Origin of the sequence: Natronococcus sp. JC468 (assembly GCF_012163165.1) — an archaeon.
GTDB classification, from domain to species: Archaea; Halobacteriota; Halobacteria; order Halobacteriales; family Natrialbaceae; genus Natronococcus; species Natronococcus jeotgali.
Window position 1 is genome coordinate 1 of sequence record NZ_JAAVUO010000001.1, and the last position, 25,001, is coordinate 25,001.

General features: G+C 65.4%; 30 protein-coding genes, 5 tRNA genes and 1 pseudogene. 19 read left to right on the forward strand and 17 right to left on the reverse strand.

The features are described from left to right. The first annotated feature begins 418 nt into the window (after window positions 1-418). On the forward strand, window positions 419-883 hold the full coding sequence (locus GWG54_RS00005) for a type IV pilin (protein WP_167935826.1): 465 nt from the start codon (window positions 419-421) through the stop codon (window positions 881-883). A 1-nt stretch (window position 884) separates the two neighbouring features. Here the strand turns inward: GWG54_RS00005 and GWG54_RS00010 are convergent, their stop codons facing one another. Further along, the gene (locus GWG54_RS00010; RefSeq protein WP_167935827.1) at window positions 885-1,442 is read right to left on the reverse strand and encodes a type 1 glutamine amidotransferase domain-containing protein; all 558 of its coding nucleotides are present in this window, start codon (window positions 1,440-1,442) and stop codon (window positions 885-887) included. Between the two features lie 165 nt (window positions 1,443-1,607). Next, window positions 1,608-1,883: a PadR family transcriptional regulator gene (locus GWG54_RS00015; protein WP_008421659.1), complete on the reverse strand. Its 276-nt coding sequence runs from the start codon at window positions 1,881-1,883 to the stop codon at window positions 1,608-1,610. Between the two features lie 412 nt (window positions 1,884-2,295). Between GWG54_RS00015 and GWG54_RS00020 the strand changes: the two genes are divergently transcribed. From GWG54_RS00020 to GWG54_RS00030, 3 genes are all read left to right on the forward strand, one after another. Beyond that, window positions 2,296-3,015: a queuosine precursor transporter gene (locus GWG54_RS00020; RefSeq protein WP_167935828.1), complete on the forward strand. Its 720-nt coding sequence runs from the start codon at window positions 2,296-2,298 to the stop codon at window positions 3,013-3,015. Window positions 3,016-3,066: 51 nt separating this feature from the next. Continuing rightward, the gene (locus GWG54_RS00025; protein WP_167935829.1) at window positions 3,067-4,167 is read left to right on the forward strand and encodes an aminopeptidase; all 1,101 of its coding nucleotides are present in this window, start codon (window positions 3,067-3,069) and stop codon (window positions 4,165-4,167) included. Between the two features lie 273 nt (window positions 4,168-4,440). Next, complete coding sequence (locus tag GWG54_RS00030) at window positions 4,441-5,058, forward strand: DUF309 domain-containing protein (protein ID WP_167935830.1); 618 nt, start codon at window positions 4,441-4,443, stop codon at window positions 5,056-5,058. On the opposite strand, the gene azf is transcribed toward GWG54_RS00030, so the two are convergent. Next, the gene (azf, locus tag GWG54_RS00035) at window positions 5,059-5,817 is read right to left on the reverse strand and encodes an NAD-dependent glucose-6-phosphate dehydrogenase Azf (RefSeq protein ID WP_167935831.1); all 759 of its coding nucleotides are present in this window, start codon (window positions 5,815-5,817) and stop codon (window positions 5,059-5,061) included. 93 nt (window positions 5,818-5,910) lie between these two features. Here azf and GWG54_RS00040 point away from each other — a divergent pair, with 93 nt between their 5' ends. Continuing rightward, complete coding sequence (locus tag GWG54_RS00040; RefSeq protein ID WP_167935832.1) at window positions 5,911-6,273, forward strand: dihydroneopterin aldolase family protein; 363 nt, start codon at window positions 5,911-5,913, stop codon at window positions 6,271-6,273. A gap of 128 nt (window positions 6,274-6,401) precedes the next feature. Further along, window positions 6,402-6,911: a DUF5790 family protein gene (locus tag GWG54_RS00045; RefSeq protein ID WP_167935833.1), complete on the forward strand. Its 510-nt coding sequence runs from the start codon at window positions 6,402-6,404 to the stop codon at window positions 6,909-6,911. A 27-nt stretch (window positions 6,912-6,938) separates the two neighbouring features. Here the strand turns inward: GWG54_RS00045 and GWG54_RS00050 are convergent, their stop codons facing one another. Next, window positions 6,939-7,676: a creatininase family protein gene (locus tag GWG54_RS00050; RefSeq protein ID WP_167935834.1), complete on the reverse strand. Its 738-nt coding sequence runs from the start codon at window positions 7,674-7,676 to the stop codon at window positions 6,939-6,941. 114 nt (window positions 7,677-7,790) lie between these two features. Between GWG54_RS00050 and GWG54_RS00055 the strand changes: the two genes are divergently transcribed. After that, a complete protein-coding gene (locus GWG54_RS00055; protein ID WP_167935835.1) occupies window positions 7,791-8,135 on the forward strand; it encodes a hypothetical protein in 345 nt (114 codons plus the stop codon). Here the strand turns inward: GWG54_RS00055 and GWG54_RS00060 are convergent. Both GWG54_RS00060 and GWG54_RS00065 read right to left on the reverse strand, forming a co-directional pair. After that, window positions 8,132-10,075, reverse strand: coding sequence for an ABC transporter ATP-binding protein (locus GWG54_RS00060; RefSeq protein ID WP_167935836.1), 1,944 nt, complete (start codon window positions 10,073-10,075; stop codon window positions 8,132-8,134). The two genes, GWG54_RS00055 and GWG54_RS00060, sit on opposite strands and share 4 nt — an antisense overlap. A gap of 60 nt (window positions 10,076-10,135) precedes the next feature. Then, a complete protein-coding gene (locus GWG54_RS00065; RefSeq protein WP_167935837.1) occupies window positions 10,136-10,633 on the reverse strand; it encodes a DUF192 domain-containing protein in 498 nt (165 codons plus the stop codon). Between the two features lie 60 nt (window positions 10,634-10,693). On the opposite strand from GWG54_RS00065, the gene GWG54_RS00070 reads away from it, so the two are divergent. Beyond that, a tRNA-Val gene (locus tag GWG54_RS00070) sits at window positions 10,694-10,767 on the forward strand. Window positions 10,768-10,941: 174 nt separating this feature from the next. Then, entirely contained in the window at window positions 10,942-11,532 is a 591-nt protein-coding gene (locus GWG54_RS00075) for a universal stress protein (protein WP_245242719.1), read from the forward strand. 185 nt (window positions 11,533-11,717) lie between these two features. Here the strand turns inward: GWG54_RS00075 and GWG54_RS00080 are convergent, their stop codons facing one another. Continuing rightward, complete coding sequence (locus GWG54_RS00080) at window positions 11,718-12,164, reverse strand: hypothetical protein (protein WP_008421671.1); 447 nt, start codon at window positions 12,162-12,164, stop codon at window positions 11,718-11,720. A gap of 212 nt (window positions 12,165-12,376) precedes the next feature. Between GWG54_RS00080 and GWG54_RS00085 the strand changes: the two genes are divergently transcribed. From GWG54_RS00085 to GWG54_RS00100, 4 genes and pseudogenes are all read left to right on the forward strand, one after another. After that, window positions 12,377-12,450: transfer RNA gene (locus GWG54_RS00085), tRNA-Phe, on the forward strand. Window positions 12,451-12,657: 207 nt separating this feature from the next. Beyond that, window positions 12,658-13,047: a hypothetical protein gene (locus tag GWG54_RS00090; protein ID WP_167935838.1), complete on the forward strand. Its 390-nt coding sequence runs from the start codon at window positions 12,658-12,660 to the stop codon at window positions 13,045-13,047. A 146-nt stretch (window positions 13,048-13,193) separates the two neighbouring features. Then, window positions 13,194-14,039 (forward strand): aldo/keto reductase, encoded by an 846-nt coding sequence (locus tag GWG54_RS00095; RefSeq protein WP_167935839.1) that lies wholly within the window; start codon window positions 13,194-13,196, stop codon window positions 14,037-14,039. 31 nt (window positions 14,040-14,070) lie between these two features. Next, window positions 14,071-14,238, forward strand: a pseudogene (locus tag GWG54_RS00100) (cupin); the annotation flags it as partial. Window positions 14,239-14,692: 454 nt separating this feature from the next. On the opposite strand, the gene GWG54_RS00105 reads toward GWG54_RS00100, so the two are convergent. After that, window positions 14,693-14,764: transfer RNA gene (locus tag GWG54_RS00105), tRNA-His, on the reverse strand. Between the two features lie 462 nt (window positions 14,765-15,226). Here GWG54_RS00105 and GWG54_RS00110 point away from each other — a divergent pair. Then, a complete protein-coding gene (locus GWG54_RS00110; protein ID WP_167935840.1) occupies window positions 15,227-15,682 on the forward strand; it encodes a DUF5814 domain-containing protein in 456 nt (151 codons plus the stop codon). On the opposite strand, the gene GWG54_RS00115 is transcribed toward GWG54_RS00110, so the two are convergent. The 4 genes from GWG54_RS00115 to GWG54_RS00130 form a co-directional block, all read right to left on the reverse strand. Continuing rightward, window positions 15,683-16,090 (reverse strand): ribbon-helix-helix protein, CopG family, encoded by a 408-nt coding sequence (locus GWG54_RS00115; protein WP_167935841.1) that lies wholly within the window; start codon window positions 16,088-16,090, stop codon window positions 15,683-15,685. 161 nt (window positions 16,091-16,251) lie between these two features. Next, complete coding sequence (locus GWG54_RS00120; protein WP_167935842.1) at window positions 16,252-16,887, reverse strand: RPA family protein; 636 nt, start codon at window positions 16,885-16,887, stop codon at window positions 16,252-16,254. After that, complete coding sequence (locus GWG54_RS00125; RefSeq protein WP_167935843.1) at window positions 16,888-17,817, reverse strand: replication factor A; 930 nt, start codon at window positions 17,815-17,817, stop codon at window positions 16,888-16,890. A gap of 102 nt (window positions 17,818-17,919) precedes the next feature. Further along, on the reverse strand, window positions 17,920-19,167 hold the full coding sequence (locus GWG54_RS00130; RefSeq protein WP_167935844.1) for a sulfite oxidase: 1,248 nt from the start codon (window positions 19,165-19,167) through the stop codon (window positions 17,920-17,922). A 160-nt stretch (window positions 19,168-19,327) separates the two neighbouring features. Between GWG54_RS00130 and GWG54_RS00135 the strand changes: the two genes are divergently transcribed. Both GWG54_RS00135 and GWG54_RS00140 read left to right on the forward strand, forming a co-directional pair. Then, the gene (locus GWG54_RS00135; RefSeq protein WP_167935845.1) at window positions 19,328-20,080 is read left to right on the forward strand and encodes an SDR family oxidoreductase; all 753 of its coding nucleotides are present in this window, start codon (window positions 19,328-19,330) and stop codon (window positions 20,078-20,080) included. A gap of 48 nt (window positions 20,081-20,128) precedes the next feature. Continuing rightward, complete coding sequence (locus GWG54_RS00140; protein WP_167935846.1) at window positions 20,129-20,443, forward strand: hypothetical protein; 315 nt, start codon at window positions 20,129-20,131, stop codon at window positions 20,441-20,443. 15 nt (window positions 20,444-20,458) lie between these two features. Here the strand turns inward: GWG54_RS00140 and GWG54_RS00145 are convergent, their stop codons facing one another. Beyond that, window positions 20,459-20,728 carry a CDGSH iron-sulfur domain-containing protein gene (locus tag GWG54_RS00145; RefSeq protein WP_167935847.1) on the reverse strand — a complete coding sequence of 90 codons (270 nt, stop codon included), beginning with the start codon at window positions 20,726-20,728 and terminating at the stop codon, window positions 20,459-20,461. A gap of 140 nt (window positions 20,729-20,868) precedes the next feature. Between GWG54_RS00145 and GWG54_RS00150 the strand changes: the two genes are divergently transcribed. From GWG54_RS00150 to GWG54_RS00160, 3 genes are all read left to right on the forward strand, one after another. Continuing rightward, window positions 20,869-21,108, forward strand: a complete 240-nt coding sequence (locus GWG54_RS00150; protein ID WP_167935848.1) for a PRC-barrel domain-containing protein — start codon at window positions 20,869-20,871, stop codon at window positions 21,106-21,108. Window positions 21,109-21,224: 116 nt separating this feature from the next. Further along, window positions 21,225-22,721: an amidase gene (locus tag GWG54_RS00155; protein WP_167935849.1), complete on the forward strand. Its 1,497-nt coding sequence runs from the start codon at window positions 21,225-21,227 to the stop codon at window positions 22,719-22,721. A gap of 49 nt (window positions 22,722-22,770) precedes the next feature. Further along, complete coding sequence (locus GWG54_RS00160) at window positions 22,771-23,085, forward strand: hypothetical protein (RefSeq protein ID WP_167935850.1); 315 nt, start codon at window positions 22,771-22,773, stop codon at window positions 23,083-23,085. Between the two features lie 290 nt (window positions 23,086-23,375). On the opposite strand, the gene GWG54_RS00165 is transcribed toward GWG54_RS00160, so the two are convergent. The 4 genes from GWG54_RS00165 to GWG54_RS00180 all read right to left on the reverse strand — a co-directional run bounded on the left by GWG54_RS00165 (window position 23,376) and on the right by GWG54_RS00180 (window position 24,988). Continuing rightward, window positions 23,376-23,792, reverse strand: a complete 417-nt coding sequence (locus GWG54_RS00165; protein ID WP_167935851.1) for a universal stress protein — start codon at window positions 23,790-23,792, stop codon at window positions 23,376-23,378. Between the two features lie 139 nt (window positions 23,793-23,931). After that, window positions 23,932-24,003: transfer RNA gene (locus tag GWG54_RS00170), tRNA-Thr, on the reverse strand. Window positions 24,004-24,164: 161 nt separating this feature from the next. Beyond that, window positions 24,165-24,236: transfer RNA gene (locus tag GWG54_RS00175), tRNA-Thr, on the reverse strand. 74 nt (window positions 24,237-24,310) lie between these two features. After that, window positions 24,311-24,988: a hypothetical protein gene (locus GWG54_RS00180; RefSeq protein ID WP_167935852.1), complete on the reverse strand. Its 678-nt coding sequence runs from the start codon at window positions 24,986-24,988 to the stop codon at window positions 24,311-24,313. Window positions 24,989-25,001 lie beyond the last annotated feature (13 nt).

Consider the following 25,001-nt stretch of genomic DNA (forward strand, 5'->3'; position numbering starts at 1 on the left):
CCAGACAGTAGTCCCACTCGGACTCGAGGAACTGGTGGTCGTCCATTAATTGCGTCGACGTTGCGATTCGACCTATGTATTCTTACTGGTGAACGACGGTCTCCCCCACTCGCTATCGGCGGCGAAACCCGCTTTCTGACCGGTCGGACGAGCTTGTCGATCCCTCACGAGGACGGGTGTCGGTTCCGACGGCAAAACGCGTTCTCGCGAAGCCGATCCGGGTCGCCGAACTGTACCGAGAACGCCCGCGTACCGTTCCTCCGAAACGGAGCCGAACCGCTTCCGACGCTGAACTATATAAGCTATCGGGACTGTAAGTGGTGGCGACACCGCGATCGGCGGTCGACGGCGCCAGAACCGGTGAGAACGGCCTCGCCGCGCTCGAGTCGCGTCACGATCGCCGGCGCGCACCACAGATATGGATTCGAACCAATTCACATCGAACCGACGCAGTAGCGAAGACGAACGAGCGGTCTCGCCGGTAATCGGCGTCGTCCTCATGGTCGCGGTGACGGTCGTACTCTCGGCCGTGATCGCGGGATTCGTCATGGAGATGGGTGACGGAATGGAGGAGTCGCTGGAAGCGACCGGCGCGGCATCGTTCGATTTCGGCGCCGACGAGGGCGTGATGACGGTGTCGCTCGTCTCCGAAGGGAACGCCGACGACTGGGAGATCGTCGGCGACGTTACGGATCCCGTGAACGAAATCGACGGGGCGGGCGAAACCGCGACCCTCGCCTGTCAAACGTCGAATACCGCCGCCAATGAAACGCTCGAGTCGAGCGAAACCGGGACTGTCAGTGTCACGGCCTCGATCGACGACGGCGGTTCGACGGTCATCGGCAACGCGGAGTACGACTGTAGCGACGTGAGTTCCGAGTAGCTCAGGAGTCGGTCGTCGAGAACTCTTCCAGAAGCGTTTCGCAGAAGGCGTCGAGATCGTCGGGGTTACGGCTGGTGATTACGCCGTCGTCGACGACGACTTCCTCGTCGACCCACTCGCCGCCGGCGTTCCGGACGTCGGTCTCGAGGCTGTGGTAGGACGTCACCGTCCGCCCGTCGACGACGTCGGCCTCGACCAGCAGCCACGGACCGTGACAGATCACGGCGACGGGTTTGTCCGCCGAGAGGTGCTCTCGGAGGAGATCGACGGCGTCGTCGTCGGTTCGGAGGGTGTCGGCGCCGACCGTTCCCCCGGGGACGATCAGCGCGTCGTACTCGTTTTCGGCGTCTTCGAACGTTCTGTCGATCTCGTAGCTACCGCCGGGCTCGAGGTCGTTGTTGACGGTCTCGGCTTCGCCCAGTTCCGAACCGAGAACGTCGATGGTCCCGCCGGCGTCCGTGACGGCGTCTCTCGGGTCGGTGAACTCGGCCTCCTCGCTGCCTTCGGGTGCCAGGAACACGCCCACGGTCGTTCCCTCGAGGTCGCTGGAATCGGTCATTACGAACGGCGTCGATTCCCGTGCCCAGAAGCGTTTCACTTGCCGTTGCAACCGCGTTACTAGAGCGTCGAATCGGAGAACCGGCGGGCTCGATACTATCGCTTCAGCGGATGCTAAACGGCGGGAATAGCGCTTGCCGCCCCACGCCCTCTCAGCGGGGATCCCCTAGACGTCGACGTACTGTGATTCCCAGTCTCGGCGTTCTTCGATCGCCTCGTATCCCTCGTCGCTGATCGCGTAGTAGTTCGTTCGTCGATCGAGCTCTCCCTTCTCGACGAGTTCCTTGTTGACGAGGGTGTCGAGGTTCGGGTACAGTCGCCCGTGGTTGATGTCGCTACTGTAGTAGGTCTCGATCTCTTCTTTGATGTCCTGGCCGGACGGCTGGTCCGCCCCTGCGATGACGTACAGGAGATCTCGCTGGAAGCCGGTCAAATCGTCCATACTTTACCTATCAACCCATACCAGAGACACTCTATTTGTTATCAATCACGTATTACGTCCGTTGCAGCGGTTGGGGGTACACTAGGCCGTTTGCAACTGGTATGATGGTATCTATACGTACCGTAACCGATCGGTACCGAGTGCCTTTCCGCCTTTATCCGGATTACCAGTGAATGCGCTACATATCGGCTAAGGCTCCGGAATACGCCATCTCGACCTTCGAAACAGTCAGTTAGTAGTGTTTTATCGGTGTCGAAGATGGTTCGATATCCGAGATTGTTCACAGTAATAGAACCGTACCGAATATATTCGGTGTGCGGGGCGGTAGCTATCGCTAACGCTCGTCGAACCCGAAACGACCGGACGGGAGGCGAGACGTCACCGTTTAATTTCCCCACTCGAGAGATCAGGCATGAACGACCCTCCTGCGACGCCGTCGGTCGCGCAGGTTTCGTTGATCGGCCTGTTCGTCGCCGCGCTCGCTACCGCCCAGCTAACCGCCTCGAAGGTGCTCGCGTTCGATATTCCGCTTTCGCTTCCCGTGACCGGTCCGGAACTCGTCCTGCCGGGCGCGGCGCTGGCCTACGCGCTCACGTTTCTCGCGAGCGACTGTTACACCGAACTGTACGGGCGCCGCGCGGCCCAGATCGTGGTCAACGTCGCGTTCGTGCTGAACTTCGCGGTGCTTGCCTTGGTCTGGTCGACGATCGTGTCGCCCGCGGCCGAGACGAGCGTCGACCCCGACGCGTTCGAGACCGCGCTCGGCGCCTCGACGAACGTCGTCCTCGGGAGTCTCCTTGCCTATCTCGTCAGCCAGAACTGGGACGTCTGGCTCTTTCACCGAATCCGGAATCGGACGGGCCGGGAGAAGCTCTGGCTACGCAATCTCGCCTCGACGGGCACCAGCCAGGCGATCGACACCGTCATCTTCGTTTCGGTCGCGTTCGCCCTCGCGCCCGCCATCCTCGGCGTCGGCGAGGTGCTCCCGCTCGAGGCGCTGCTCGCGCTCGCGATCGGGCAGTACCTGCTCAAACTCGCGATCGCGGTGCTCGACACGCCGGTCGTCTACGCCGTCGTCTCGCTGGTTCGCTCGCGAGAACCGGGTACCGCCGAGGAGATCCACGCCTCGTGAACGATCGGCACGAACGGGGAGGATTTAGTAGCCGGGAGGCGAGCCCCGGATATGGACGAACGCATCCGCGAACACGCCGCGGTGCTGATCGACTGGAGCGCCCGCGTCGAGCCCGGCGACGACGTGGTCGTCTCGGTCGGCCCCGACGCCCACGAACTGGCGGTCGCCGTCGCCGAGCAGCTGGGCGAGCGAGGTGCGAACCTGCTCGCGACGTACGGGTCCGGCGAGATTACGCGCGCGTACCTCAACGCTCACGACGGCGAGTTCGAGGAACCCGCACACGAGCAGGCGCTGCTCGAGGAGACCGATGTCTACCTCTCGCTGGGCGGGGGTCGGAACACGAGCGCGACGGCTGACGTTCCGGGAGAGATCCGCCAGCAGTACCGCAGCGCCCGGAAGGCCGTCCGCGAGGCGCGGTACGACATGCGCTGGGTGTCGACGGTCCATCCGACTCGATCGCTCGCCCAGCAGGCGAACATGAGCTACGAGGCCTACCGGGAGTTCGCCTACGACGCGATCCTCCGGGACTGGGAATCCCTCGCCGAGGAGATGGGACGGCTCAAGACGCTGTTCGACGACGGGTCGGAGGTACGGATCGTCTCACAGGAGACTGACCTCACGATGCGGATCGACGGTCGCACCGCCGTCAACAGCGCGGCCTCGGTCGCGTACGACTCCCATAACCTCCCCAGCGGCGAAGTATTCACCGCTCCGTACGGAACCGAGGGCGAGGTCACCTTCGACGTCCCGATGACGATCCGCGGTGAGACGGTCGAGAACGTCCGCCTCGAGTTCGAGGACGGCGAGGTCGTCGACCACGACGCCGAGCGGGGTGCGGCGGTAATCGGAGACGTCCTCGAGACCGACGCGGGGGCGCGCCGACTCGGCGAACTCGGCGTCGGAATGAACCGCGGCATCGATCGCTACACCGACAACATCCTCTTCGACGAGAAGATGGGCGAGACGGTCCACCTCGCCCTCGGTCGGGCCTACGACGCCTGCCTGCCCGACGGCGAGTCGGGGAACGATTCGGCAGTTCACGTCGACCTGATCGCCGACGTCGGCGAGGAGTCCCGACTCGAGATCGACGGCGAGGTCGTCCAGCGAAACGGTAGCTTCCGCTGGGAGGACGGATTCGAAGCACGTCAGTAGCGCTCGCATAACGCCTCCTTATCCGCCGTTAGGAACCAGTTAGCACCGTTATTGTTCCCAGATCGGGACGGAAGTGACCGCATAATAAGGGTCTCTCCCGCGGTTCGTTTCGAGTACCGCCATAACCGGTGGCGGAAGTAACCGGTTGGGGCGACCGCTGCACGTCCCGATCTCCGCTTGTCACAGTTGTCTGCCCGCCCCGCCGGAGGCGGAACGTATCCGGCAACGCACCGCTTTCGTGACGTTGACACCTCTCGAGTCCTAACTCGAGCTATGCGCAATCGGCTCCGAGCCGGCGTCGCGATCTACAACGACGGCTACTACCACGCGGCACACGACGCCTGGGAGGAGCGCTGGCTCGAACTCGAGCCCGGAACCGACGACGAGTCGTTGCTCCACGGGCTGATCCAGTTTACTGCCGCCGTCTACCACGCCCGCAACCACAACTGGGAGGGTGCGGTCGGACTCGCCGAGAGCGCACTCGAGTACCTGTCTGGACTGCCGGCCGACTACCGGGACGTTCGACTCGATTCGATTCGACGCGCGCTGGAGACCCTCGCGGACGACCCGTCGGTCCTCGAGCGTCGGCCGCCGCCGCCGATCGAACACGAGGGACGAACGCCGGGACTCGCTGGACTCGATTTCGACGCGACGGCGCTCGCGGCGGTCGTCCTGGCGGCGGAACTCGGTTTCGATCCCGAACCGGTCGATCGCGCCCGAACGTACGCACGGCGCGATCTCGAGTCGGGTAACGACGGGAGCCGCTTTATCTCGCTGCTGTTCGACTTCGTCCGCGAGGACGACCACCGCGGTCTCGTTTACCGACGATTATCTCAACATGCAGAACGGCGACAGGCTCGCGAGGCGGACGTCGACGGACTGTTCGAGTAGCTACGCGGAGGAATCGTCGTCGTGATGTGCAGAGTTGTCTTGCGGTTCGTAGCCGAGGACCTCGCGGGCGCGATCGATCGAATAGTACTTGCGGTCGTTGTCGGAGATGCCGTAGACGATCTCGTAGCCGTAGTCGGATCGGATGCAGCAATCGAATAAGTGTGCACAGTCGCGATAGGAGAGCCACATCGCCTGGCCGCGTTCGTAGTCGATCGGCGGGTGGCCCTGCGTGAGATTTCCGATGCGAACGCAGACGACCGAGAGCCCGTACTCGTCGTGGTAGTACCGTCCGAGCGATTCGCCGGCGGCCTTCGAGACCCCGTAGAGGTTGCTCGGTCGCGGCAGTTCGGTGCCGTCGAGCAGGTAGTCGTCGTGCGACCGGTACATCTCGGGCGTGCGCTCGTCGGTCTCGTAGGCGCCGACGGCGTGGTTCGAGGAGGCGAACGCGACTTTCTCGACACCCGCGTCCGCGGCCGCCTCGAAGACGGTCTGGGTGCCGTCGATGTTGTTCGTCAGAACGCTGTCCCACGGCGCTTCCGGACGCGGGTCGCCAGCGAGGTGGATCACGACGTCGATTCCCTCCATCGCCTCGCGAACGCTCTCCTCGTCGGTGATATCGCCGACGACGAACTCGCCGGGTTGATCGTCCGTCGGCGGATCGCGATCCATCAGGCGCCACTCGTGGTCGTCGGCGAGGCCACCGAGGATGGCCTGCCCGACCCGCCCCGCAGCCCCCGTTAACAGGACTGACTGTGCCATTCGTTCGGTGTGAAGGAAAGCGTCGGTAAGTAACGTGCGGTTCGGGTCCGCGGTACCGCAACCGCCTTCCGGTCCGGGCTCGAGCCACCACGTATGACCGATTCGACGCCCACGGACGCGCAGGCGGCGTGTTTCGAGGCCGGGATCAAGTTCGGGACGCTGTACCACCAGTTCGCCGGAACGCCCGTCGCACCCGAGAGCGCGGCCGGCCTCGAGACGGCCATCGAGGAAGCGATCGAGAACCAGCCCCACTGTACCGACGCGACCGTCGAGATCCGATGCGAGGAACTCGAGCGCGAACTCGACGCGTCGACCGCCGATTATACGGAGCTGACGGGTCGATTCCTCGAGGTCGAGATCGTCGTCGACTACGAGGGCTACGAGGTCGTCAGCCGAATGGAGATGGAGGACGGCTACCCGCTGATGCAACTCGAGTCGGTCCGCGACGCCCTCTGATTCGCCGCGTTCGGAAGGCGTTCCTTTCGAAGTTCGACCGCCGTTTCGGCGGTATCGGCCCACCAGTGCCGGTTTTCACTTTCACTTTCGGGCTACCTTTTAACCACGGCGCCGGTGAAGGTGGTGACATGAGCCAAGCGACGCTCGGCGACGACGAGGAACTGTTCGGCGAAGCAGCCAGCGAGATGCGCGAGGACGTCGAGTCCTCGCTCGCGCAAGCCTGGAGCGAGCTTCCGGCGGCCGACGACGTCTGGGAGACCGACGCCGAGAACGCGCTGGGCGTGCTCAACGGGCTCAAATCGGCGCTCGACGCCGGCGACGCCGAGGCCCACCTCCGTGACGCCAAGAAGTGGTACACGATGGGCCAGCGCGCCGACGCCTTCGAGGACGCCGACGACCTCGAGGCCGAGATCGAGTCGCTCGAGGAGACGATCTCCGACGTCTCCGCGGCCGGCGAGCAGGTCGGGGATCTCGCTTCGACGATCCCGTCGCTTCGCGGCGCGCTCCAGGAGGCCGAAGCCGAGAGCGAAGACGACGGGGAGGAAGCTCCGGAGGCGACCGACGAATCGGACGAGGAAGACGCCGAGCAGACGCCAGCCGGCGACGAAACGGAAGCGTCCGAGGAGTCGGAGGAGTAACGACTCGAGTGCGGTCCGTCGACAGGGCTACCGTCGTTCGGGTCGCGAGACGTCCCGCTCGGCGACGGCCTCGAGGAGCCGAACCAGGGCGTCGGCCGCCAGCTCGAGCAGTTCCTCACCCCGCCGTTCGTTGCCGTCGGTCGGATCTCCGACCACGCCGTTGTCGGTAAACTCCGCGGAGTCGTACGCCAGGTTCGAGTGACTGGTCCACTCTCCCCAGCCGTCGGCGGCGCCGTCGCGAGCGTCCTCGAGTCGGTCCTCGCGGACGAGTGCGGCGTCGAGGTGGCGAACCAGTGCCGTCTCGAGGGGGCCGCCGTGACCCATGTCGCTCGAGTGGTCGCCGACTGCCTCGAACCAGGTGTACGGAACGGCGTACGCCTCGCCGCTTCGGGTTAGCCCACCGCCGACTTCCCGGAGCGCATCGATGTTCCCGCCGTGGCCGTTCACGAGCACGACCCGATCGAAGCCGTGGTGGGCGAGGCTCTCGACGGACTCCCGGACGTAGCTCCGGAACGTGTCCTCCGAGACCCACATCGTGCCCGCGAACTGGCGGTGTTCCTCGGCGATTCCGACGGGGATCGCGGGCGCCCGAACGACCCCTCGATCGATCCGTTCGAGCGCCGTGTCGGCGACCGCCTCGGCGGTTACCACGTCGGTTCCGAGCGGCGCGTGGGGCCCGTGTTGTTCGGTGCTACCCACGGGAACGACCGCGAGATCCGTCTCCAGCTCCCGTACCTCCGTCCAGGTCGCCTCCGAGAGGTGCATACCGAACCGAACCGAGCCCGCACGCATGAAACTCCCGGTGACGGGTGCGCTCGAGGGCCCGCCGTGGCGTACGCAGGGTCAACTTGTTTGCAGCGCGTGGCGTACTGTTCGAGCATGAGTGACGATAGCCGCGAACTCGGAGTCGATCTGAGCGACGTCGAGGACGAGCTCCAGAGCCTCGAGTACCCCGTCGGACAGGACGAACTGCTCGAGAAACACGGCGACCAGGAGGTCGGCATGGGCGAGGAGTCGGCCACGCTCGAGGAGTTGCTCGAGCCGCTCAACGAGGACGAGTACGAGTCCTACGACGAGGTCGAGCAGGCGATCATGAACATGGTCGGCGACGACGCGATCGGTCGGAAGAACTACAGCGACCGAACCCCGCCCGCGACCGGTGAACAGCGCCAGGAGGAGGGAGCGCCCGACCAGGACGGGCAGAGCGAACAGGAGTCGTTCTAGTCGTCGGCGTCCGCGTCGACCTCGGTGCGGGCCTGTCGTCGCTGCGCTCGCTCGATGAATTCCTGGGGGAGCTCGTCGATCTCGCCCGCCTGTACGCCCCAGAGGTGCGCGTAGAGTCCGTCGTTCTCGAGCAGTTCGCCGTGCGTACCGCGCTCGACGATCCGGCCGTCCTCGAGGACGAGGATCTGGTCGGCGTCCTTGATCGTCGAGAGGCGATGGGCGATGGCGAACGTCGTGCGGTCTTCGGTCAGTTCGTCGAGCGAGCGCTGGATGAGCATCTCGGTCTCGGTGTCGACATCGCTGGTCGCCTCGTCCAGGATGAGGATGTCCGGATCCTTGAGCACCGCGCGGGCGATGGCGACGCGCTGGCGCTGCCCGCCCGAGAGCTTGACGCCGCGCTCGCCGACCATCGTGTCGTACCCGTCTGGCAGGTTCTGGATGAACTCGTGGGCCTCGGCGGCCTTGGCCGCGCGGACGATCTCCTCGCGGTCGGCGTCGAAGGTGCCGTAGGTGATGTTCTCCTCGACGCTGCCGTAGAACAGGAACGAATCCTGGCCGACGTACCCCATCGATCGACGCAGGCTCGCCAGCGAGACGTTCCTGACGTCCTGTCCGTCGATCCGGATCGCGCCGCCGTCGACGTCGTACAGCCGAAGCAGCAGTTTGAGCACGGTCGACTTCCCCGCCCCCGTCGGGCCGACCAGCGCGACGGTGTCGCCACCCTCGACCTCGAAGCTGACGTCGTCGACGATGCGCTCGCTGTCGTCGTAGCCGAAGGCGACCTCGTCGTACTCGACGCGTCCCTCGGTCACCTCGAGTTCGTCGGCGTCCCGATCGCGCTCGATCCGTCCCTCCTCGTCCATCAGGCCGAAGATGCGCTCGCTCGAGGCCTCCGCACGCTGGTACATGTTGATCACCTGTCCGAACTGGGCCATCGGCCAGACCAGCTGCTGGGTGTACATAATAAAGGCGACGAAGACGCCGGTCTCGAGGGTCCCGGAGAAGGGTCCGGGTGCGCTCCCCGAGAAGACCCAGTAGCCGCCGACGAGAAACGTGAGGACGAACCCGATGCCGGAGATCAGCTGGAGCCCGGGGAAGAACTTGATCCGGAGCCAGATGGCGTCCCAGTTCTTGTCGTAGTAGTTCCGCGAGACGTCGTCGACGCGGTCGGATTCGTAGGACTCGGTGTTTGAAGACTTGATCACGTTGATCCCGCCGAGGTTGTTCTCGAGCCGCGAGTTGACCTTCCCGACCGACGAGCGGACGGCGGCGTACTTCGGCTGGATCTTCTTGACGAAGACGTAGGTGAAGATCGCGATCAGCGGTACCGGCGCCAGCGACACCAGCGCGAGCTGGGGGTTGAGCCAGAACAGCAGGCCGGTGATCCCGACGACCATCACGATCAGCCGCGTCGCGGAGTTCATCCCCTCGTTGAGGAACCGCTCGAGCTGGTTGACGTCGTTGCTGAGTACCGACATCATCTCGCCGGTCTGTTTGTTCGCGAAAAACTCCATGTCGAGACGCTGCATCTTGTCGTAGGTCGCGGTCCGAACGTCGTGTTGCACGCTCTGGGAGAAGGCGTTGAACCCCCAGTTCCGCAACCAGTGAAAGACCGCTCCGAACGCGAACGAGCCGGCGATTACGACGACGACGAACCAGAACTGCTCCACCTGGGTCGTCGGCAGCCACGACTCCGGCAACACGACGAGCGGTACCTGTTCGTGAAACGCCCGATCGCCGAAGATCGAGTCGATCGCGACCGCGAGCAACAGCGCGGGGAGCAAATCGAGCGCGCGAGCGAGAACGCTCGAGACGAGACCGACGAGCACGGAAAACCAGTAGGGGCGACCGAAATCGAAGATCAACCGACGCATCGGACTCTCGACCTGCTCCCGTTGTTCCTCGAAGGGGTCGTCTTCCTCCCAGTCGATACCGCTCATTGCACTCGTCTCCGTGACCGCCGGCAATAAGAGTTCCCTACGAATCGAAACGGGTCCTCGTCAGCCGTCCCCGGTTTCGATCTCGACCTCGTCTCCGGTTTCGATCCCGTTTTCGTCCGCGTAGCCGATCGGCACCTCGAGCACCCACCGTCCGTCGCCCGTGTACCTCTGGTTCCCGCCGTCCTCGCCGGGGCCGGGTTCGGGAGCGCTGTGGATCGCCGTGATCTCGCGGTCGGCCCCGATGAAGACGATGTCGATTCCGAAGTCCATCCCGCGCATCACGTACGTTCGTTCGTCCTCGCTCCCGTGGACGAACAGCATCCCCTCGCCGTCCGCGAGCGAGTCGTGATCGCTCAGTCCGGTGTACCGATCGGCGGGAGTGTCCGCGATTTCGACGTCGACCACGGCCGTCGGCTCGCCGCCGTCGTCGAGCACTTGAACCTCGGCCTGGTCCTCGCTCCAGGGTGTGGCGACGACGCCCAGTTGGACGACCATCGCCGCGGCGAGAGCGACCACCGCAACGACGAGCAGCCCCTTCCAGACCCGCTCGAGAGCCATATCCCCGCTCCGACTCGAGAGAGTAAAGGTTATTCGGCCGGGGCCACTGGGTTCGGGTGCGGGCTCGTGGTCTAGCTGGTTATGACGCGGCCCTTACAAGGCCGAGGTCGGTGGTTCGAACCCGCCCGAGCCCATTCCTGCTGCGAGCAATATCACGAGCAGCAAGACTGTATCGAGGGCGGTTTTGAACGAGAGAAGACACAGTGCGAACGCAGTGAGCGCCCGTCTTCGCGTGGTTCGAACCCGCCCGAGCCCACGTTCACCGTAAGCGGTACTGCAGACCACGGCAGCCGACGTCGGCTGTCGAGATGCGCACGCTGTTCCGTGACGTCGTCGAGCCTCTCCGCCCAGTACGTGCTCGTCTTATCCGAGCCGCTCCACTGAACGAGTGCAACTCGCCTCCGCCGTACCGCCGAAAGTTGCTTTCGGATGAACAGAACTTATCTGTAAACAGTGTGTACCACACACACATGGTTGTCGTAGCAGCGATCGACGGCGAAGACGGATCGAAACACGTTCTCGAGGAGGGATGGAAGCTAGCGGAACGGTTCGAGGAACCGCTCCACGCGGTCTTCGTCTACGAGGGATCGAGTCACAAAGCGCTCATTAACAAGTCGTTAGACGTCGACGACTCGATGTCGCCCGACGAGGTCGAAACGCTCGCTGCGAGGTTGGTTACGGAGGCATCCGACGGGATCACTGACGCCAGCGAAGCGATCGGTCGTATCGGCGATCCTGCCAAAGAGATCATCGAGCACGCAAACGACGTGGATGCCAGCTACGTCGTCGTGGGCGGGCGTTCGCGCTCGCCCGTCGGGAAGGCGTTGTTCGGCAGCGTAACGCAGTCGGTGTTGCTCGATGCGGACTGTCCGGTCGTCGCCGTAATGAACGAAGCGTGACCGCGCGGTCTCTGTGGGACACGTCCGAGGCAGACGCCTGAGTCGGCTCGAGCGCCCTCGAGTCCGTCGGACGTCTGCAAGAGGTGTCTCCTGCGAAAGCCGGATACGACCCGTGGCTCGGAGATCAGAGACGTTCGGTGAGTGTAGCCGACCGTTGATCGGGGTAGCGCGCCCAGAGAAGCGGATCACTGCTTGAGTCGCGCCACGTTCTCCCGGATCTGGCCCAGGATTCCCTCGCCGGAGTCGGCCTCCAGCGCCGCGTGGAGCGTCGAGTCCTCGGGTTCGTCCTTGACGACGATCCGGAGGTACGGCTCGAGTTGCTCGAAGTTGTCCGAAAGGACGACCGTGTGGTTCTCCTCGTCGTGATCGACGACGCCCGCATCGGCCAGTTTCGGAACGTGACACTGTACCGACGAGACGTAAACGCTCTTGTACTCGTTTTTGGCGACCTCGTCGGGAGGAACGTCGTGTTCCCAGCCGGCGACCCGTTCGGCCACTCGCGAGAGCTCGATCGGCCCCTCCCGTCCTCTCAACGCGTACAGGAGGTACCGCCGTCGGCGGTTTGCCAGCAACTCGAGGATAGTGTCTGCTGACAGTTCTTGTTCGTCCCGATCCGAGCCAAGCGATTCCATAACACACTATTACTTACCGGCGCGGAAAAGGGTGTCTTGAATATCCGAAAAACCAATAGACAGCAGTAAATGAACGGTATATTCGGTGTTATTCTCTCCATTACTATTCGTTCAGTTCTCTTATCCGGAATCCGATACCCGAGATCGGAGGCGTACGGTTCCCGATCGCGATTCGAAATCCTTTTTTATATCATGGCCGGAGGTAGAGGTAAGCCGCCTTAGCTCAGACTGGGAGAGCACTCGACTGAAGATCGAGCTGTCCCCGGTTCAAATCCGGGAGGCGGCATCCAGCTTTTACACGATTTCTATTCGAAGAGCTGTCGCACTCGACTGAAGATCGAGCTGTCCCCGTTCCCGCGAGCGCAGTGGGTACGTCATTCGCGGCGACGGCGGTTCGACTCCTCGAGGTCGGGACGGCCGAATCCGACGCCGCTCGAGATCTCGTACGGCTGCAAGCCTAACACTGGTAGCCGTCGCGTCCCCTCGTCCGCGTATGTCCGACGATCAGTCGTCCGAAACCGGCGAATCGGCCATCAGCGACGAGACGCTCGAACGAACCGCGGACCGCTCGGACGCTACCGTGGACGCGATCGCCGACGCACTCGTCGTCTTGCACTCGACGCTGATCGGCCGCCACGCCGAACTCGAGCGGGAGTACGATTACGTTACCGTCGACGGAACGCGAGCGTACCGCGTGCCCGAATCCGTCTGGGACGACCTGCTCGCAGCGTTCGATTTCGACGACGAAGTCGACGCTGCGGTTGCGTCCGCCCACACCGAACAGGCGCGGCTTCTGTTTTCCGACGCCGTCGACGCCGACGAGCGCTTCGCCGCCGACGAGCGCGGCGTCGTCGTCGGCATCGACACCGCCGAGGAGTTCTGACGCGCGAACTCGCGAGGGCGTTCGGTTCAACGCTTAGCTGTGATCGACGGCGTCGGTCTCGGCGCGAGTTCCCCGAGCCCCGACTGGCCGAGTCGGCCGGCAGACCAACGCTCAACAGTTAACCGACCGGTTCGGGTACTACGTCTGTGACGCAGAACGAAAGCGATACCTTCGAGATCGGTTCGACGACCGTCCACCGGCTCGGGTTCGGGGCGATGCGACTCTGCGGCGAGGAGATCATCGGCCCGCCGGAGGACGAGGACGCCGCCCGCGAGCTGGTTCGGACTGCCGTCGATAGGGGGGTCGACTTCATCGACACCGCCGACTCCTACGGCCCCGGCGTGAGCGAGCGGCTCATCGGCGAGGCGCTCGACGATCCCGACGACGTGCTGGTCGCCTCGAAGGCGGGCCTGCTGCGCAACCGGGAGGGCGAGTGGCTCCACCACGGCGATCCCGACTACATCCGCAACCAGGTGCTGTGCTCGCTCGATCGGCTCCGAACCGACACCATCGACCTCTACCAGTACCACCGTCCCGATCCCGACACGCCCTTCGAGGACTCCGTTCAGGCGTTCGCCGAACTGAAAGACGAGGGACTCGTCGAGCAGGTCGGGCTGAGCAACGTTTCCGTCGACCAGCTCGAGACGGCCCGCGAGCACGTCGACGTCGCGACGGTCCAGAACCGGTACAACGTCGGCGACCGCTCGGAGGCCGACGTCCTCGAGGCCTGCGAGGAGTACGACATCGGGTTCATCCCGTGGGCGCCGATCGACGGCGACGACCTCGAGAGCCACGGCGAGGCCCTCGACGAGGTCGCCGACGAACACGACGCGACCCGGCGCCAGGTCGCGCTGGCGTGGCTGCTCGAGCGATCCGACGTCATCCTCCCGATTCCGGGGACTTCGGATCCCGACCACCTCGAGTCGAACCTCGCCGCCTCGCAGCTCTCGCTGTCCGACGACGAGGTCGCCCGGATCACCGACCTCGAGTAACCGAGCTGCCGTCGGCGTCTTTTCGGTCGTCGATCCCGGACAGGAGGGGGTGTACTACGTCGTCGAGGGCAGCGTCGGTGAGGAGACGGTGTCGCTCGAGGGCGGCGACCCGATCCGGCTCGACCCCGAGGAGTCGCGAGAGATTCACAACCGCGGGGACGAACGAGCGACGCTCGTGGTAGCCGGCGCGCCGCTGTAACGCCGTGAAACGGCCGCCGTTTCGGGAACGAGGTTCCGTTTTGCTTGCCGGGCGGTCGCGGTGGCGCGTGCTGAACTGCAGTGAGCCGACGGCGAACTGCAGATCGAAACCGCGCGAGGGAGGAGTGAGTGAGCGGTCGAAGACCCGCGAACGAACGAGTCGGCTGGGGAGGGCGTGGCGATCCCGTGTGGTCGGCTCGAGGGAGGGAGCGAACGATATTCGTCCCGGAAGTATGCGGCCAACAGTGGGTTTCCGCTGTTTTCGAAGGCGGAGGTCAGCCTGGATCGACTCTCCGAGGACTCGTCCGGGCTTCGTTCAGTTCGTTACCAGAAGTTCGGGTGCGAGAATCGAACCACCTGAAGACGTTCCTGCTCGCTTCGCTGCGCGGGCTGCGTCTTCCGTAGTTCGATTCTCTGACGACACCTGCGGCTCACGACGTTGTTCGCTACAGAAGGTCCGGGTGCGAGAATCGAACCCGCGTCTCAGCCTCCACAAGGCTGAAGGATAACCACTACCCCAACCCGGACGCGCTTACACCTATTCCTACACGCGGTTGGCCTGAAATACGTTACGACTCGAGGACGGGTGCGTGCGACTCCATGTCGTACATTTTCGGCCGTCACGCCTCCGCGTATGGCTCGAGGCTCGTCTTTCGCGATTCTCACGGGTGCGGTTCTCACTCACTCCGTTCGCTCACGGGTCGTGCCTCCCCGTTCGCGTCCGCGGTTCTCACTCACTCCGTTCGCTCACGGGTCGTGCCTCCCCGTTCGCGTCCGCGGTTCTCACTCACTCCGTTCGCTCACGGGTCGTGCCTCCCCGTTCGCGTCCGCGGTTCTCACTCACTCCGTTCGTTCCGAACCGCGCTCGTTCCGAACCGCGCTCGTTCCGAACCGCGCTCGTTCCGAACCGCGCTCGTTCCGAACCGCGCTCGCTCCGAACCACACAACCGAGACGCTTTTCGGCCGCCCGCCCGTACGCCCGCCAACGCGTGGCCATCACCGACAAGATCTACGTCAAGAACCACCGCCAGCTCGCCTCCCAGCTCGAGACCAATATCCCGAAGGGGGCGTTCAAGGGGGCGACGCTTGATCTCCTCTTTCAGGGCGAGGGCCTCGAGAAACTCGACGAGGCGACCCAGGAGCGGGTGCTCGACTTCTCGAGTGACTTCCTCGACTGCGCCTGCGACAACAACCCCTACTGCGGCTGTCCCGAGCGGAAGTTCGTCAGGTACCTGCTCGAGTTGCGCGCCCAGGGGCTGGGCCCCGACGCCATCGTCGACGTGATGACCGACGACTACATGGTCTACGCCTACTCCGGGGACGTCCTCTCCTTTCTCGACAGCGGCGTCCGCACGCTCGAGGCCGCGGAGGGACTCGCAGAGGTCGAGGGAAGCGACGAAACGCGCGAGGCGATTCGACGGGCGAAGCGGGATCTCGCAAGGTAATCAGCGCAGCTGCGAGGGATCGTCGGCGTCGTCCAGGTCGTCCAGCAGGAGCACCTCATCCTCGTCCTCGAGGCGGTCCTGGAGCTCGGTGACGTAGGACTTGTACTCGTCTAACTGTTCGCGGAGGTGGTCGGCCTCGAGCTCGAGCCGTTCGTGCTCGCGGATGAAGCTCTTGGGCACCTCGGCGGTCGGCGGAAAGGCGAGGTCTTCGTCCCCGCCGCCAGGTTCGCCGTCCTCGAGGTCGGCTTCGGGCACGACCGCGACCCGTCCGTCGTGGTCGACGAGCTGCTCGACGTAGTCCCGAAAGACCGCGGACAACGAGATGTCCCGTTCCTCGGCGATCTCCTGGAGCGCCTCGAAGGCGTCCTCGCTCACGCGAAACGAGATCGTCTTGTTCTTGTTGCCCATCGCAGTGTAGTCGTCGGCCGCGATACTTAACGATTCGTCAGACGACGGATCGGTCGTCGTCGCTCCCTCGTCTGGAAGCGTGGCCGACGAGACGGCGTCGGCGTCCCGAGTGGCGTCGCTCGAGGCGTGTCGGTCGACTCGAAAAAGACCGCTCCGGTCGATCAGGCCGTCGCTTCCGCGTCCTCGACGTTCTCGAGGCTCTCGAGGGCCTGGATCACGTCGCGGCGGTAGTTCTCGACCGGCGAGTCGTAGCGCTCGCGGGCCATCTGGGCGTACTCGTTGGTCGGCGCCGTCGAGCCGCTCTCCGGCGCCTCCTGTTCGTCCTGCCAGGCCTCGAACTCCTCGATGCGATCGAGGGTTCGCTCGGCGGTTTCGACGACCCAGCGGTCCCGGGTCGCCTCGTCGACGATCGAGATCGTCTCGGGGCGAATCGAGACGTTGACCGTCCCGTCCTCGGTCTCGTATGTCCGGGGTTTGCCGACAACCGAGACGTACGCCGGCGGCTCCGTGTCCCGAAGCACGGAGGCGGCCTCGGGCTGGTACTGGCCGGCGTAGACGAAGAACGTCCCCGTCGGATCGACGACGCGGCCCCGCCAGTACTCGCTGTCCTCGCCGACGTCCTCGGTCTCGGTCAGCGTCCCGACTGCGAACACGCGGTTGGCCCGGTCGCCCGTCGGCAGCAGTGCGTAGTTGGGGGCGCGTTCGTCGTCACTTTCCTTGAACGTGTACGTCGAGTCGTTGAATTCGGAGGCGAAGACGCGACGCGCGACTTCGCGGGTGAGTTCTGCCTGAGACATTTACATCGACCTCGCTTTGATCAGCAGCCCTTCGGCGTCGGCTGGCCCGTCGAGTTCCTCGACATCGTCGGCCAGGACGTAGCGACCGAACGTCGGGCCCTCGATACGGTAGTAGGTGCCGACGACCATCTCGCGGATCTCGTCGGCGACGACGGTCGTATCCAGCGCGTCCATCGCCATGTCCTTGGCCTCCTCGAGACTGATTCCGGTCAGGTTCTCGGTGGCGTCCTTGTCGAAGATGACCTCGTGGGCGTCGAGCCCGTCGTCGACGACGGCCTTGATGCGCAGGTCGAACTCGCCTTCGACCTCGCCGTGTTCGTTACAGCGGCCGTTCTGGAGGACGCGGGTGCAGTCCTCTTTCGGACAGCGCTTGATGAGCCCGCTGCCGCTTTGCATATCCACGAGCGCGCCTTCGATCTCGCTGGTGTCGTCGCCGACCTCCATGTCCTCGTCGAGCTCCTCGATCACGGTCGTCGAGTTGAGCTTGACCGAGTACCGGCCCTCGTACTCGTCGGTGACGACGTTGCGAAGTTCGTAGACGCCGCCCTCGTCGAGCGTCGGCAGCTCGGATTTGGCCCACTTGGTGAACTTGATCGTTCCCGTGGGATCGCCGAGCAGGCCGACCTGCGCGACCGAGTCGCTGCGGGGCTCCCACAGCTCGATGACCTTGGCCGTGAGGTCGATCCACTGCTCCGGTTCGTCGACGTCCTCGATCTCGGCCGCCTCGCTCGAGCCGCCCGCGAGGTCCTCGCGCTCTAAGCCGGCCTCCTCGAGGTAGTGGTTGGTGACGCTCCGGCGCGCCTCGTCGATCGGCACCTTGTACTCGTCGACGAGCGTCGTCAGCCGATCCTCGACGTCGTCGACCGAGACGTCGATGTGGTCCGAAAACTGGTCGTGTATGTCGTCCGCGTGCTGTCGTACGTCGCTCATTGTGTCACGCCTCCTCTTCGTTTCACTGGGAGGCATACCGACGTTCGCTCCCGATCGTATTTAAACTGCCGGCACCGGAGCGAAAGTGTTCCCGTCTGGCGATTACGGCGAGCGGACCTCGAGCTCGAGGGCGTTCGGCAACACGGCGTTTGCGGCGTACCCGCCCTCGTTCCAGGGGAATTCGTCGTCCGCGAGGGCGTCGCGCCAGGCGTCCGGGTTGGAGATACGCATCGGCTGGCGCCGTCCCCGCTCGTCGGTCGCACGGGAGGCCAGCACGTACTCGCCAGGCGTCGCTTCCCAGTCGTACCGGAACAGCCGCCACGCGCCCGCGTAGTCGGGGCCGAACAGCTCCGCTTCGGCCCAGCTGTCGCCGCCGTCGGTCGATACCTCGACGCTCGCGATGTCGTCGTCGCCGGCCCACGCGACGCCCGTGATCTCGACCGTTCCGTCGTCGGGGACGGTAACGGCCGACTCGCCGTCGGGCTCGCCGATGACCGACATCACCGTCTGGTCGAACGTGTAGGGGTGGTCGGGCTCGCCGTCCTCGAGCTGGTCCCAGGTGTCGGCGTGCTCGACGGTTTCGTTGACCTCGGGCTCGACGCCTTTCGGGTGGATCCGGTAGGCCTCCTGCTGCCAGTAGTCGTGGACGCCCGGCCGATCCAGCGACTCGTCGGTGACCATCTCGTCCATCACGCGGAGCTCGTCGAGCCACTTGACGCTGTTGACGCCGTACCAGCCGGGAACGATCAGTCGGATCGGAAAGCCGTGTTCGCGGGGCAACGGCTCTCCGTTCATCTCGTAGGCGAGGATGCAGTCGTCGATCGCCTTCGAGAGCGGGATCGAGCGCGCGAAGACGTCCTCGCCGTCCGCGGGATCGCCGCCGACGGCCGTGAGCCACGCGTCGTCGGGGACGTCCTCGAGTTCTCCGCGCAGCACGGAGCTCACCGGCGTTCCCGACCAGACCGCGGTGCCGGCGGCCTCGTACCCCCACTGGACGCTGCCGGTTTCGGGACGGTGCTGGCCGCGGCCGTTGCCCGCACACTCCATCGTGTGCGCGACCGCGACCGTCGGGAACTCTTCGCGGATCTCGGCGACCGAGTACGCGTCCTCGAGATACCCTGTCAGCGATATCGCCCACTCGCCGTCCTCGTCGGCCTCCGGGATGTCGTTGCGGTGGCAGACGAAGTGCTCCTCGATCGGCGTCAGCCAGTTCGCGTACGTGCGCCTGTCGGCTGCCCCGACGACGGTGTACTTGTCGGCGTCGTCGCGTGCCTCCTCGACGCCGCCCTTTCGCTCGAGGATCGCCTCGATCTCGTCGTGTCGGTTCGCTCGAGACTGTTCCGTGCCCATAGATCCCATGGGACACGAGTCGAAAAAACGGTTCCCCCTGATCAGTCGCGAGGTTCGGCCCGACCTGCGGCGCGATCCTCGAGACACATCCGTCCGGCGAACCGCGGGCGGATTGCTGGCTCCCCGCAACCCTTCAGTCGGAGGCCCCTCGTCGGACTCGATGACGACTACTTCACTCGACGACAGGGTCGCACTTGTAACCGGCGCGTCGTCCGGAATCGGCGCGGCGACGGCCCGCGAACTCGCCGACGCGGGCGCGTCGGTCGCGTTGGCCGCCCGTCGCGAGGACCGCCTCGAGTCGCTGGCCGATGAGATCGAGACCGCCGGCGGGGAGGCCCTCGTCGTTCCGACCGACGTCACCGAGGAGTCCCAGGTACGGGAGATGATCGATACCACCGTCGCGGAGCTGGGTGGACTCGACGTGCTCGTCAACAACGCGGGCGTCATGCTGCTCGAGCCGGTGGCGACGGCGGATCCCGACGACTGGCAGCAGATGCTCGACCTGAACGTCCAGGCCGTAATGGTCGCCTCCCAGGCGGCCCTCGGGGTCATGCGGGAGCAGGGGGCCGGCGACATCGTCAACCTCTCGTCGGTCGCCGGCCGGAAGGCCTACGCGGGCTCGAGCGGATACAACGCCTCGAAGTTCGGCGTAACGGCCTTTTCTGAGGCGCTCCGCGAGGAGGTCGCCGACTCGGATATCCGCGTCACCGCCGTCGAACCCGGCGTCGTCGACACCGAGCTTCCCGAGCACATCCCCAACGATGAGCAGAAGGAGATGATCGACGAGATGCTCGAGGGCGTGACGCCGTTGGAACCCGAGGACGTGGCGCGGTCGATCCGCTTCGCGGTCGGCCAGCCGACCCGCGTCGACATCAACGAGTTGCTGATCCGACCGACCCGACAGGAGCTATAGCCCGGTCCGGCGACGGGACTATGTGTCCGCCCTTCGAACTGAATCACGATGTCGGATCGGCGTCGACTCGAGCGGTTCCTCCGGACGAAGCTCCGGGAGGCGGGCGAACAGTACGCGGAGCTTCGCGGATCGACCGACGGCCAGCTCGACGAGGCCCGCGATGCCTACCGGTCGGCGCGAAACGCCCGCGGGCTGCCCACCGACGAGCGGGGCCGGGCGAAGATCGTCTGTCGGCGGTACGCCGAACGGCGGGCGGCCCTGCTCGACGACGAGTACCGTCCGGCCTGTTACGAGGCCGATCACCCCGACTGCGAGGGCTGCGTCGAGGACGTCCGCGAGGGGCGGATCGAGACCTGGCGGTAGCCGACGGGCCGTCGATCAGTTCCCGCTCGAGTCCTCGCGGTCGACCGACTCGTCGGCCCCGTCTTCCCGCGTGAGGACCTCCTCGACGATCGATCGTTCGCCGTCCTCGTAGACGTACGTCGTCCCCTCCTCCTCGTCGACGGTTCGTCGGTGGCTGCCGTCACAGAACGGAAACGATTCCGAGAGCCCGCACCGACAGACCGCGACGTCGCCCTTCTGGTCGTCGATGTCGGACGGCTCGAGCTTTCGCGGACCGTTCGCTTCGAGTTCGACGAGTCGCGTCATCGGTTTCGATGCGGACTCGAGGGTAGAAAGCGTTCCGTCGGTTCCGTTCGACCGCGACCGGTTCCGGAGCGAGACGTTCAGGACTCCCCTGCAGTCTCCTGCGGTGGCTATTCCGGGGTAGGTGCTCTCGTACGTGACGTATGTGCGCAACGTTCACGGCGAGCGACGAAGGAAAGGACGTCGTCAACGCCAACGGCGATCAGATCGGCATCGTCTCCGAGGTCGACGCGGGAACCGCGTACGTCGATCCCGACCCGGGCATCACGGACGCGGTGAAATCCCGGCTCGGGTGGGGCGACGCCGACGAGGAGGCCTACCCGATCGACGAGAGCAACGTCGAGGCGGTTACCGATCGCGAGATCCGACTGAAGCGCCTCTGACGCTGCGGCTCGGGCCCGCTGTTGGCCCCTGCGCGACGGCGTCTCGGCGGCGAGCCGCGACGGGACTTGCGCGTGCCACCGCGGTACACTTCTAGCGAACGGGCGATTGTTCGTCCATGCCACTGCGGGTACCGACGGAAGACGCTCTCGCGGAACTGGGGGAGGAACTGTTTCTGGACCTCACCGACGAGGAGCTCGCGTTCTTCGTCGAGATGGCCGAGCGGAAAGTCGAGTCCTACGAGACGGTCATGTCCTACGACCCCGAGCCCCGTCTCGGCGGCACCGAAGACCGGACGCGAAACGCCGGCCGGCGCGTCACGAGCGAGGAGGACCCGCACAACGCCTGGGTGACCCAGTGTTTCGTCGCGGGCGACGACGGCGGACCGCTCGAGGGTTGGGAGGTCGGAATCAAGGACAACGTCTCGGTCGCGGGCGTGGAGATGACCTGTGGCTCCACCGTCGTCGAGGGCTACGTCCCGAACCGCGACGCGACCGTCACGACCCGGCTGCTGGAAGCCGGCGCCGACGTCGTCGGCAAGACCAACATGGACGACATGGCGATGACCTCGACGGGCCACAGCGCGTTCGGTCCCGTCCTGAACCCCCACAACGACGACTACCTCGCGGGCGGCTCGAGCGGCGGGAGCGCGGTCGCGGTCGCGAGAGGCGAGGTCGACGTCGCGATCGGCTCCGATCAGGGCGGCAGCGTCCGCGTCCCCGCGGCGTTCTGCGGGATCGTCGGCCACAAGCCCACCTACGGCCTCGTGCCCTACACGGGCTGTATCGGTATCGAGCACGCGATCGACCACCCGGGACCGATGGGGCCCGACGTCGAAAGCGTCGCACGCACCCTCACGGCGATCGCGGGGAGCAACGAGCGGGATCTGCGAAGTCACAGTCCGGTTCCCGTCGAACAGTATGAAGAGCGACTGGACGGCGACGTCTCCGACCTCTCTGTCGGCATCCTCGAGGAGGGGTTCGACCGCGAGGGTGCCGACGAAGACGTCCTCGAGACAGCGCGGAACTCGATCGATCGCCTCGAGGCGCTGGGTGCGACCGTCGAGGAGGTTTCGGTCCCGATGCACCTCGACGCGAAGGACATCCACGACGTCTGTACCTCGGAGGGGTTGCTCGACGCGATCTCCGGCGAGGCGCTCGGCCACGGCTGGAAGGCGTGGTACGACCGTTCGTGGGTCGAGTCCTTCGGCAAGTTCCGGCGCGCACAGAGCGACGACTTCCCGCCGCGGCTCAAGCTGCTGTTGCTCATGGGCTCGTACACCAACACCGAGTACCACTCGCGGTACTACGCTCGCGCGATGAACCTCGTCGTCGACCTGACCGAGCGATACGACGCCGTCCTCGAGGAGTACGACCTGCTGGCGATGCCAACGGCGGTGACGAAACCCCCAGAACGCGAGCCCGAACGGGACCAGTACGACCGCCTGCGGGAGACCGACATCGTCCACAACGCGACGCCGTTCAACCGAACCGGCCACCCCGGCGTCAGCGTCCCTGCCGGCGAGGTCGACGGGCTCCCGGTCGGACTGATGCTCGTCGGCTCCCGGTTCGACGACGCCACGGCGTTGAACGCGGCCCGCGCGCTCGAGGCCTGAGACGGCACCGACAACAGTTATCCGACTGTCCGTCGAACCGTCCGTCGCAATGAAACCCGCGATGGAGGAACTCGATCTGGAGCACGAACTCGTGCAGCTACTCGTCCGCGAGGCGGTCCGGGCCGCCATGACGACGCCGCTGCGGGAGCCGATCCTCGAGGGTGTCGAGGGCGCGCTCGAGGAACCGACCGCGGAATCGGACGCCGTCCTCGAGGGCGAGACGGCCGACGAGGAGTCGACCGAAACCGAACCCGAGACGTCCGGAACGGGCGCCCTCGCGAGGACGGCGCGGAGTCTGACGGTCCTTCTCGTTCTGGTCGCCGTCCTCTACGTCGCGTTCCGACGGTTCGCCGGCGAGAAGTAAGTTCGGAGCGGTCTCCCGCAATCAGCCCGCTCGGAGGCGGTACCCGTCGAAACGACCTCGTGTTCGACGCGCTCACACCACGAACGTAAGGAGAAGGGCGCCGACGACCACGAACCCGAGCCAGAGGGCGAACACGATCGCCGCGTGTTTTCCGGTCAGCGCTTCCCCGTCGAGGAGTTCGTTCGTTTCCATCGATCGGGACTGAGTGCTCGGCGGTACTGAACTGCTACCCGATTCCCGGCTCGCGGGAACCGGCGATACCGATAGGGCGTTCGGCTCGCGCTCCCGGATCACCGAACGACCGTCACCGGAACCCGCGCGCGGCGAACGACCTGTTCCGCCACGCTTCCCAGCAGGACCCGGGAGACGCCGGACCGTCCGTGGCTTCCGAGCACGATCTGATCGACGTCGTGCTCGTTCGCGAACTCGACGATCCCGCGGGGCGGGGAGCCGACCATCGTCGCGGTCTCGAGTCCCCCCTCGTGATCCGCTGCGATCTCCCGGGCTCTCTCGAACAGCGACTCCGCCTTCTCCTCCTCGAGCTCGACCGCTCGCGGGAAGTTGTACGGCGCCTCGGTCTGGTACGCGGAGACCGACGGGTTCACGACGTGCAACACCGTGATCTCGGCCTCCGGAAACGTCTCGAGGGCGTGCTCGAGGGCCGCCAGCGCCGGCTCGGAGTCGTCGAGGGGAACGAGGACGTTCATAGTAGCGACTTCCACCGCCCGGTACATATACGAAGGCGCCGGTTCTCGAGCGCTGGGAGGAGACTCGAGTCTGGGCAGGGGTGTCCCTCGAGGTCGGCTGTGATCGGAGCGACGGCTCTCGAGTTCGAAAAACGGGGAGAGCCTAGGCCGGGATTTGAACCCGGGCTCTCGTCCTTACCAAGGACGCGCTTTACCGCTAAGCTACCCAGGCGCGTAATTCGGGGTTCGTCCGAGGCGAATTTATCCCTTTCGAAACCCGTCTCGCGAGCGTCGGCGGTCGAACCACGCAGGTCGCCCTCGAGACGTCGCCGCTGTTCCCGTATCGACGGCTCTCGCTCGAGGACGAAGCGCCGAACGGCAGAATTCGGTGAGAGCCTAGGCCGGAATTTGAATCCGGGGTCTCGTCCTTACCAAGGACGCGCTTTACCGCTAAGCTACCCAGGCGCGCACTCGTTCGTTACGCCGAGTCCACTTTAGGGGTTTCGATTCGCCAGCAGGCGTGGGTCGCTGTGTCGCGATCAGCTGTCGGTGACCGATGTCGCGCGATCGGTCGGCGACTCCTCGAGCGAGTGCTCCGAGAGCGGGTCGGTACCGATCGCCGACCGCTTGACCGCGGGAAACGACGTGTCGGCGGCCGCGGCGATCTCGTCGGCGGTCTCGAGCAGCGACGGGGACGGGCCCTCGTCGACGGCCGCGGCGCCGGCACAGACCGCCAGCTCGAGGACGTCCCGCTCGAGGTTCGTATCGCGGGTCGCCGCGGGGTCGGAGCCCTCACGGCTCTCGAGTCGGTGGGTCTGGTCGCGGCCGAACGCCTGGACGGTTCGGACCGCCTTGTCCGCGGCGTCGGTCCGGGCCAGCAGGTAGAAGCCGCGGGCGACGAGGATGTCGGCCGCGAGGACCTCGAGGTCGCCGTCGGCGTCGGTCTCCGCGTCGGACCAGGGTTCCTCGTGGGCCAGCGAGCGGGTGAGTCGGAGCCCCTCGTAGATGAGCTGTACGCCGGCGGCGTGCGTGACGATCCCGTCGTCCCGACCGATCGGGTCGCTCGAGTCGACCGCGCGGGCGCTCTCGAGGGTGAGCGCGCCGGGGAGCATCGACGCGCTCTCGAGCGTGGATTCGATGAACTCGTGTAGCGCCGGGGGCTCGACGTCCGTGACGGCCTCGAGGGCCGCACGCCGACAGCTGTCCGCCTGTTCCATCATAGGGCCGTTA

What these genes read in the sequence shown, in the direction of transcription:
- GWG54_RS00030 (WP_167935830.1), top strand. Translation starts at nt 4,441, where the DNA reads ATGCGCAATCGGCTCCGAGCCGGCGTCGCGATCTACAACGACGGCTAC.
- GWG54_RS00065 (WP_167935837.1), bottom strand. Translation starts at nt 10,633, where the DNA reads ATGGCTCTCGAGCGGGTCTGGAAGGGGCTGCTCGTCGTTGCGGTGGTC.
- GWG54_RS00025 (WP_167935829.1), top strand. Translation starts at nt 3,067, where the DNA reads ATGGACGAACGCATCCGCGAACACGCCGCGGTGCTGATCGACTGGAGC.
- GWG54_RS00020 (WP_167935828.1), top strand. Translation starts at nt 2,296, where the DNA reads ATGAACGACCCTCCTGCGACGCCGTCGGTCGCGCAGGTTTCGTTGATC.
- azf (WP_167935831.1), bottom strand. Translation starts at nt 5,817, where the DNA reads ATGGCACAGTCAGTCCTGTTAACGGGGGCTGCGGGGCGGGTCGGGCAG.
- GWG54_RS00160 (WP_167935850.1), top strand. Translation starts at nt 22,771, where the DNA reads ATGAAACCCGCGATGGAGGAACTCGATCTGGAGCACGAACTCGTGCAG.
- GWG54_RS00115 (WP_167935841.1), bottom strand. Translation starts at nt 16,090, where the DNA reads ATGGGCAACAAGAACAAGACGATCTCGTTTCGCGTGAGCGAGGACGCC.
- GWG54_RS00150 (WP_167935848.1), top strand. Translation starts at nt 20,869, where the DNA reads ATGTGCGCAACGTTCACGGCGAGCGACGAAGGAAAGGACGTCGTCAAC.
- GWG54_RS00125 (WP_167935843.1), bottom strand. Translation starts at nt 17,817, where the DNA reads ATGAGCGACGTACGACAGCACGCGGACGACATACACGACCAGTTTTCG.
- GWG54_RS00080 (WP_008421671.1), bottom strand. Translation starts at nt 12,164, where the DNA reads ATGGAATCGCTTGGCTCGGATCGGGACGAACAAGAACTGTCAGCAGAC.
- GWG54_RS00005 (WP_167935826.1), top strand. Translation starts at nt 419, where the DNA reads ATGGATTCGAACCAATTCACATCGAACCGACGCAGTAGCGAAGACGAA.
- GWG54_RS00180 (WP_167935852.1), bottom strand. Translation starts at nt 24,988, where the DNA reads ATGGAACAGGCGGACAGCTGTCGGCGTGCGGCCCTCGAGGCCGTCACG.
- GWG54_RS00075 (WP_245242719.1), top strand. Translation starts at nt 10,942, where the DNA reads ATGCGCACGCTGTTCCGTGACGTCGTCGAGCCTCTCCGCCCAGTACGT.
- GWG54_RS00145 (WP_167935847.1), bottom strand. Translation starts at nt 20,728, where the DNA reads ATGACGCGACTCGTCGAACTCGAAGCGAACGGTCCGCGAAAGCTCGAG.
- GWG54_RS00015 (WP_008421659.1), bottom strand. Translation starts at nt 1,883, where the DNA reads ATGGACGATTTGACCGGCTTCCAGCGAGATCTCCTGTACGTCATCGCA.
- GWG54_RS00050 (WP_167935834.1), bottom strand. Translation starts at nt 7,676, where the DNA reads ATGCACCTCTCGGAGGCGACCTGGACGGAGGTACGGGAGCTGGAGACG.
- GWG54_RS00010 (WP_167935827.1), bottom strand. Translation starts at nt 1,442, where the DNA reads ATGACCGATTCCAGCGACCTCGAGGGAACGACCGTGGGCGTGTTCCTG.
- GWG54_RS00055 (WP_167935835.1), top strand. Translation starts at nt 7,791, where the DNA reads ATGAGTGACGATAGCCGCGAACTCGGAGTCGATCTGAGCGACGTCGAG.
- GWG54_RS00135 (WP_167935845.1), top strand. Translation starts at nt 19,328, where the DNA reads ATGACGACTACTTCACTCGACGACAGGGTCGCACTTGTAACCGGCGCG.
- GWG54_RS00090 (WP_167935838.1), top strand. Translation starts at nt 12,658, where the DNA reads ATGTCCGACGATCAGTCGTCCGAAACCGGCGAATCGGCCATCAGCGAC.
- GWG54_RS00165 (WP_167935851.1), bottom strand. Translation starts at nt 23,792, where the DNA reads ATGAACGTCCTCGTTCCCCTCGACGACTCCGAGCCGGCGCTGGCGGCC.
- GWG54_RS00140 (WP_167935846.1), top strand. Translation starts at nt 20,129, where the DNA reads ATGTCGGATCGGCGTCGACTCGAGCGGTTCCTCCGGACGAAGCTCCGG.
- GWG54_RS00060 (WP_167935836.1), bottom strand. Translation starts at nt 10,075, where the DNA reads ATGAGCGGTATCGACTGGGAGGAAGACGACCCCTTCGAGGAACAACGG.
- GWG54_RS00155 (WP_167935849.1), top strand. Translation starts at nt 21,225, where the DNA reads ATGCCACTGCGGGTACCGACGGAAGACGCTCTCGCGGAACTGGGGGAG.
- GWG54_RS00045 (WP_167935833.1), top strand. Translation starts at nt 6,402, where the DNA reads ATGAGCCAAGCGACGCTCGGCGACGACGAGGAACTGTTCGGCGAAGCA.
- GWG54_RS00130 (WP_167935844.1), bottom strand. Translation starts at nt 19,167, where the DNA reads ATGGGCACGGAACAGTCTCGAGCGAACCGACACGACGAGATCGAGGCG.
- GWG54_RS00040 (WP_167935832.1), top strand. Translation starts at nt 5,911, where the DNA reads ATGACCGATTCGACGCCCACGGACGCGCAGGCGGCGTGTTTCGAGGCC.
- GWG54_RS00120 (WP_167935842.1), bottom strand. Translation starts at nt 16,887, where the DNA reads ATGTCTCAGGCAGAACTCACCCGCGAAGTCGCGCGTCGCGTCTTCGCC.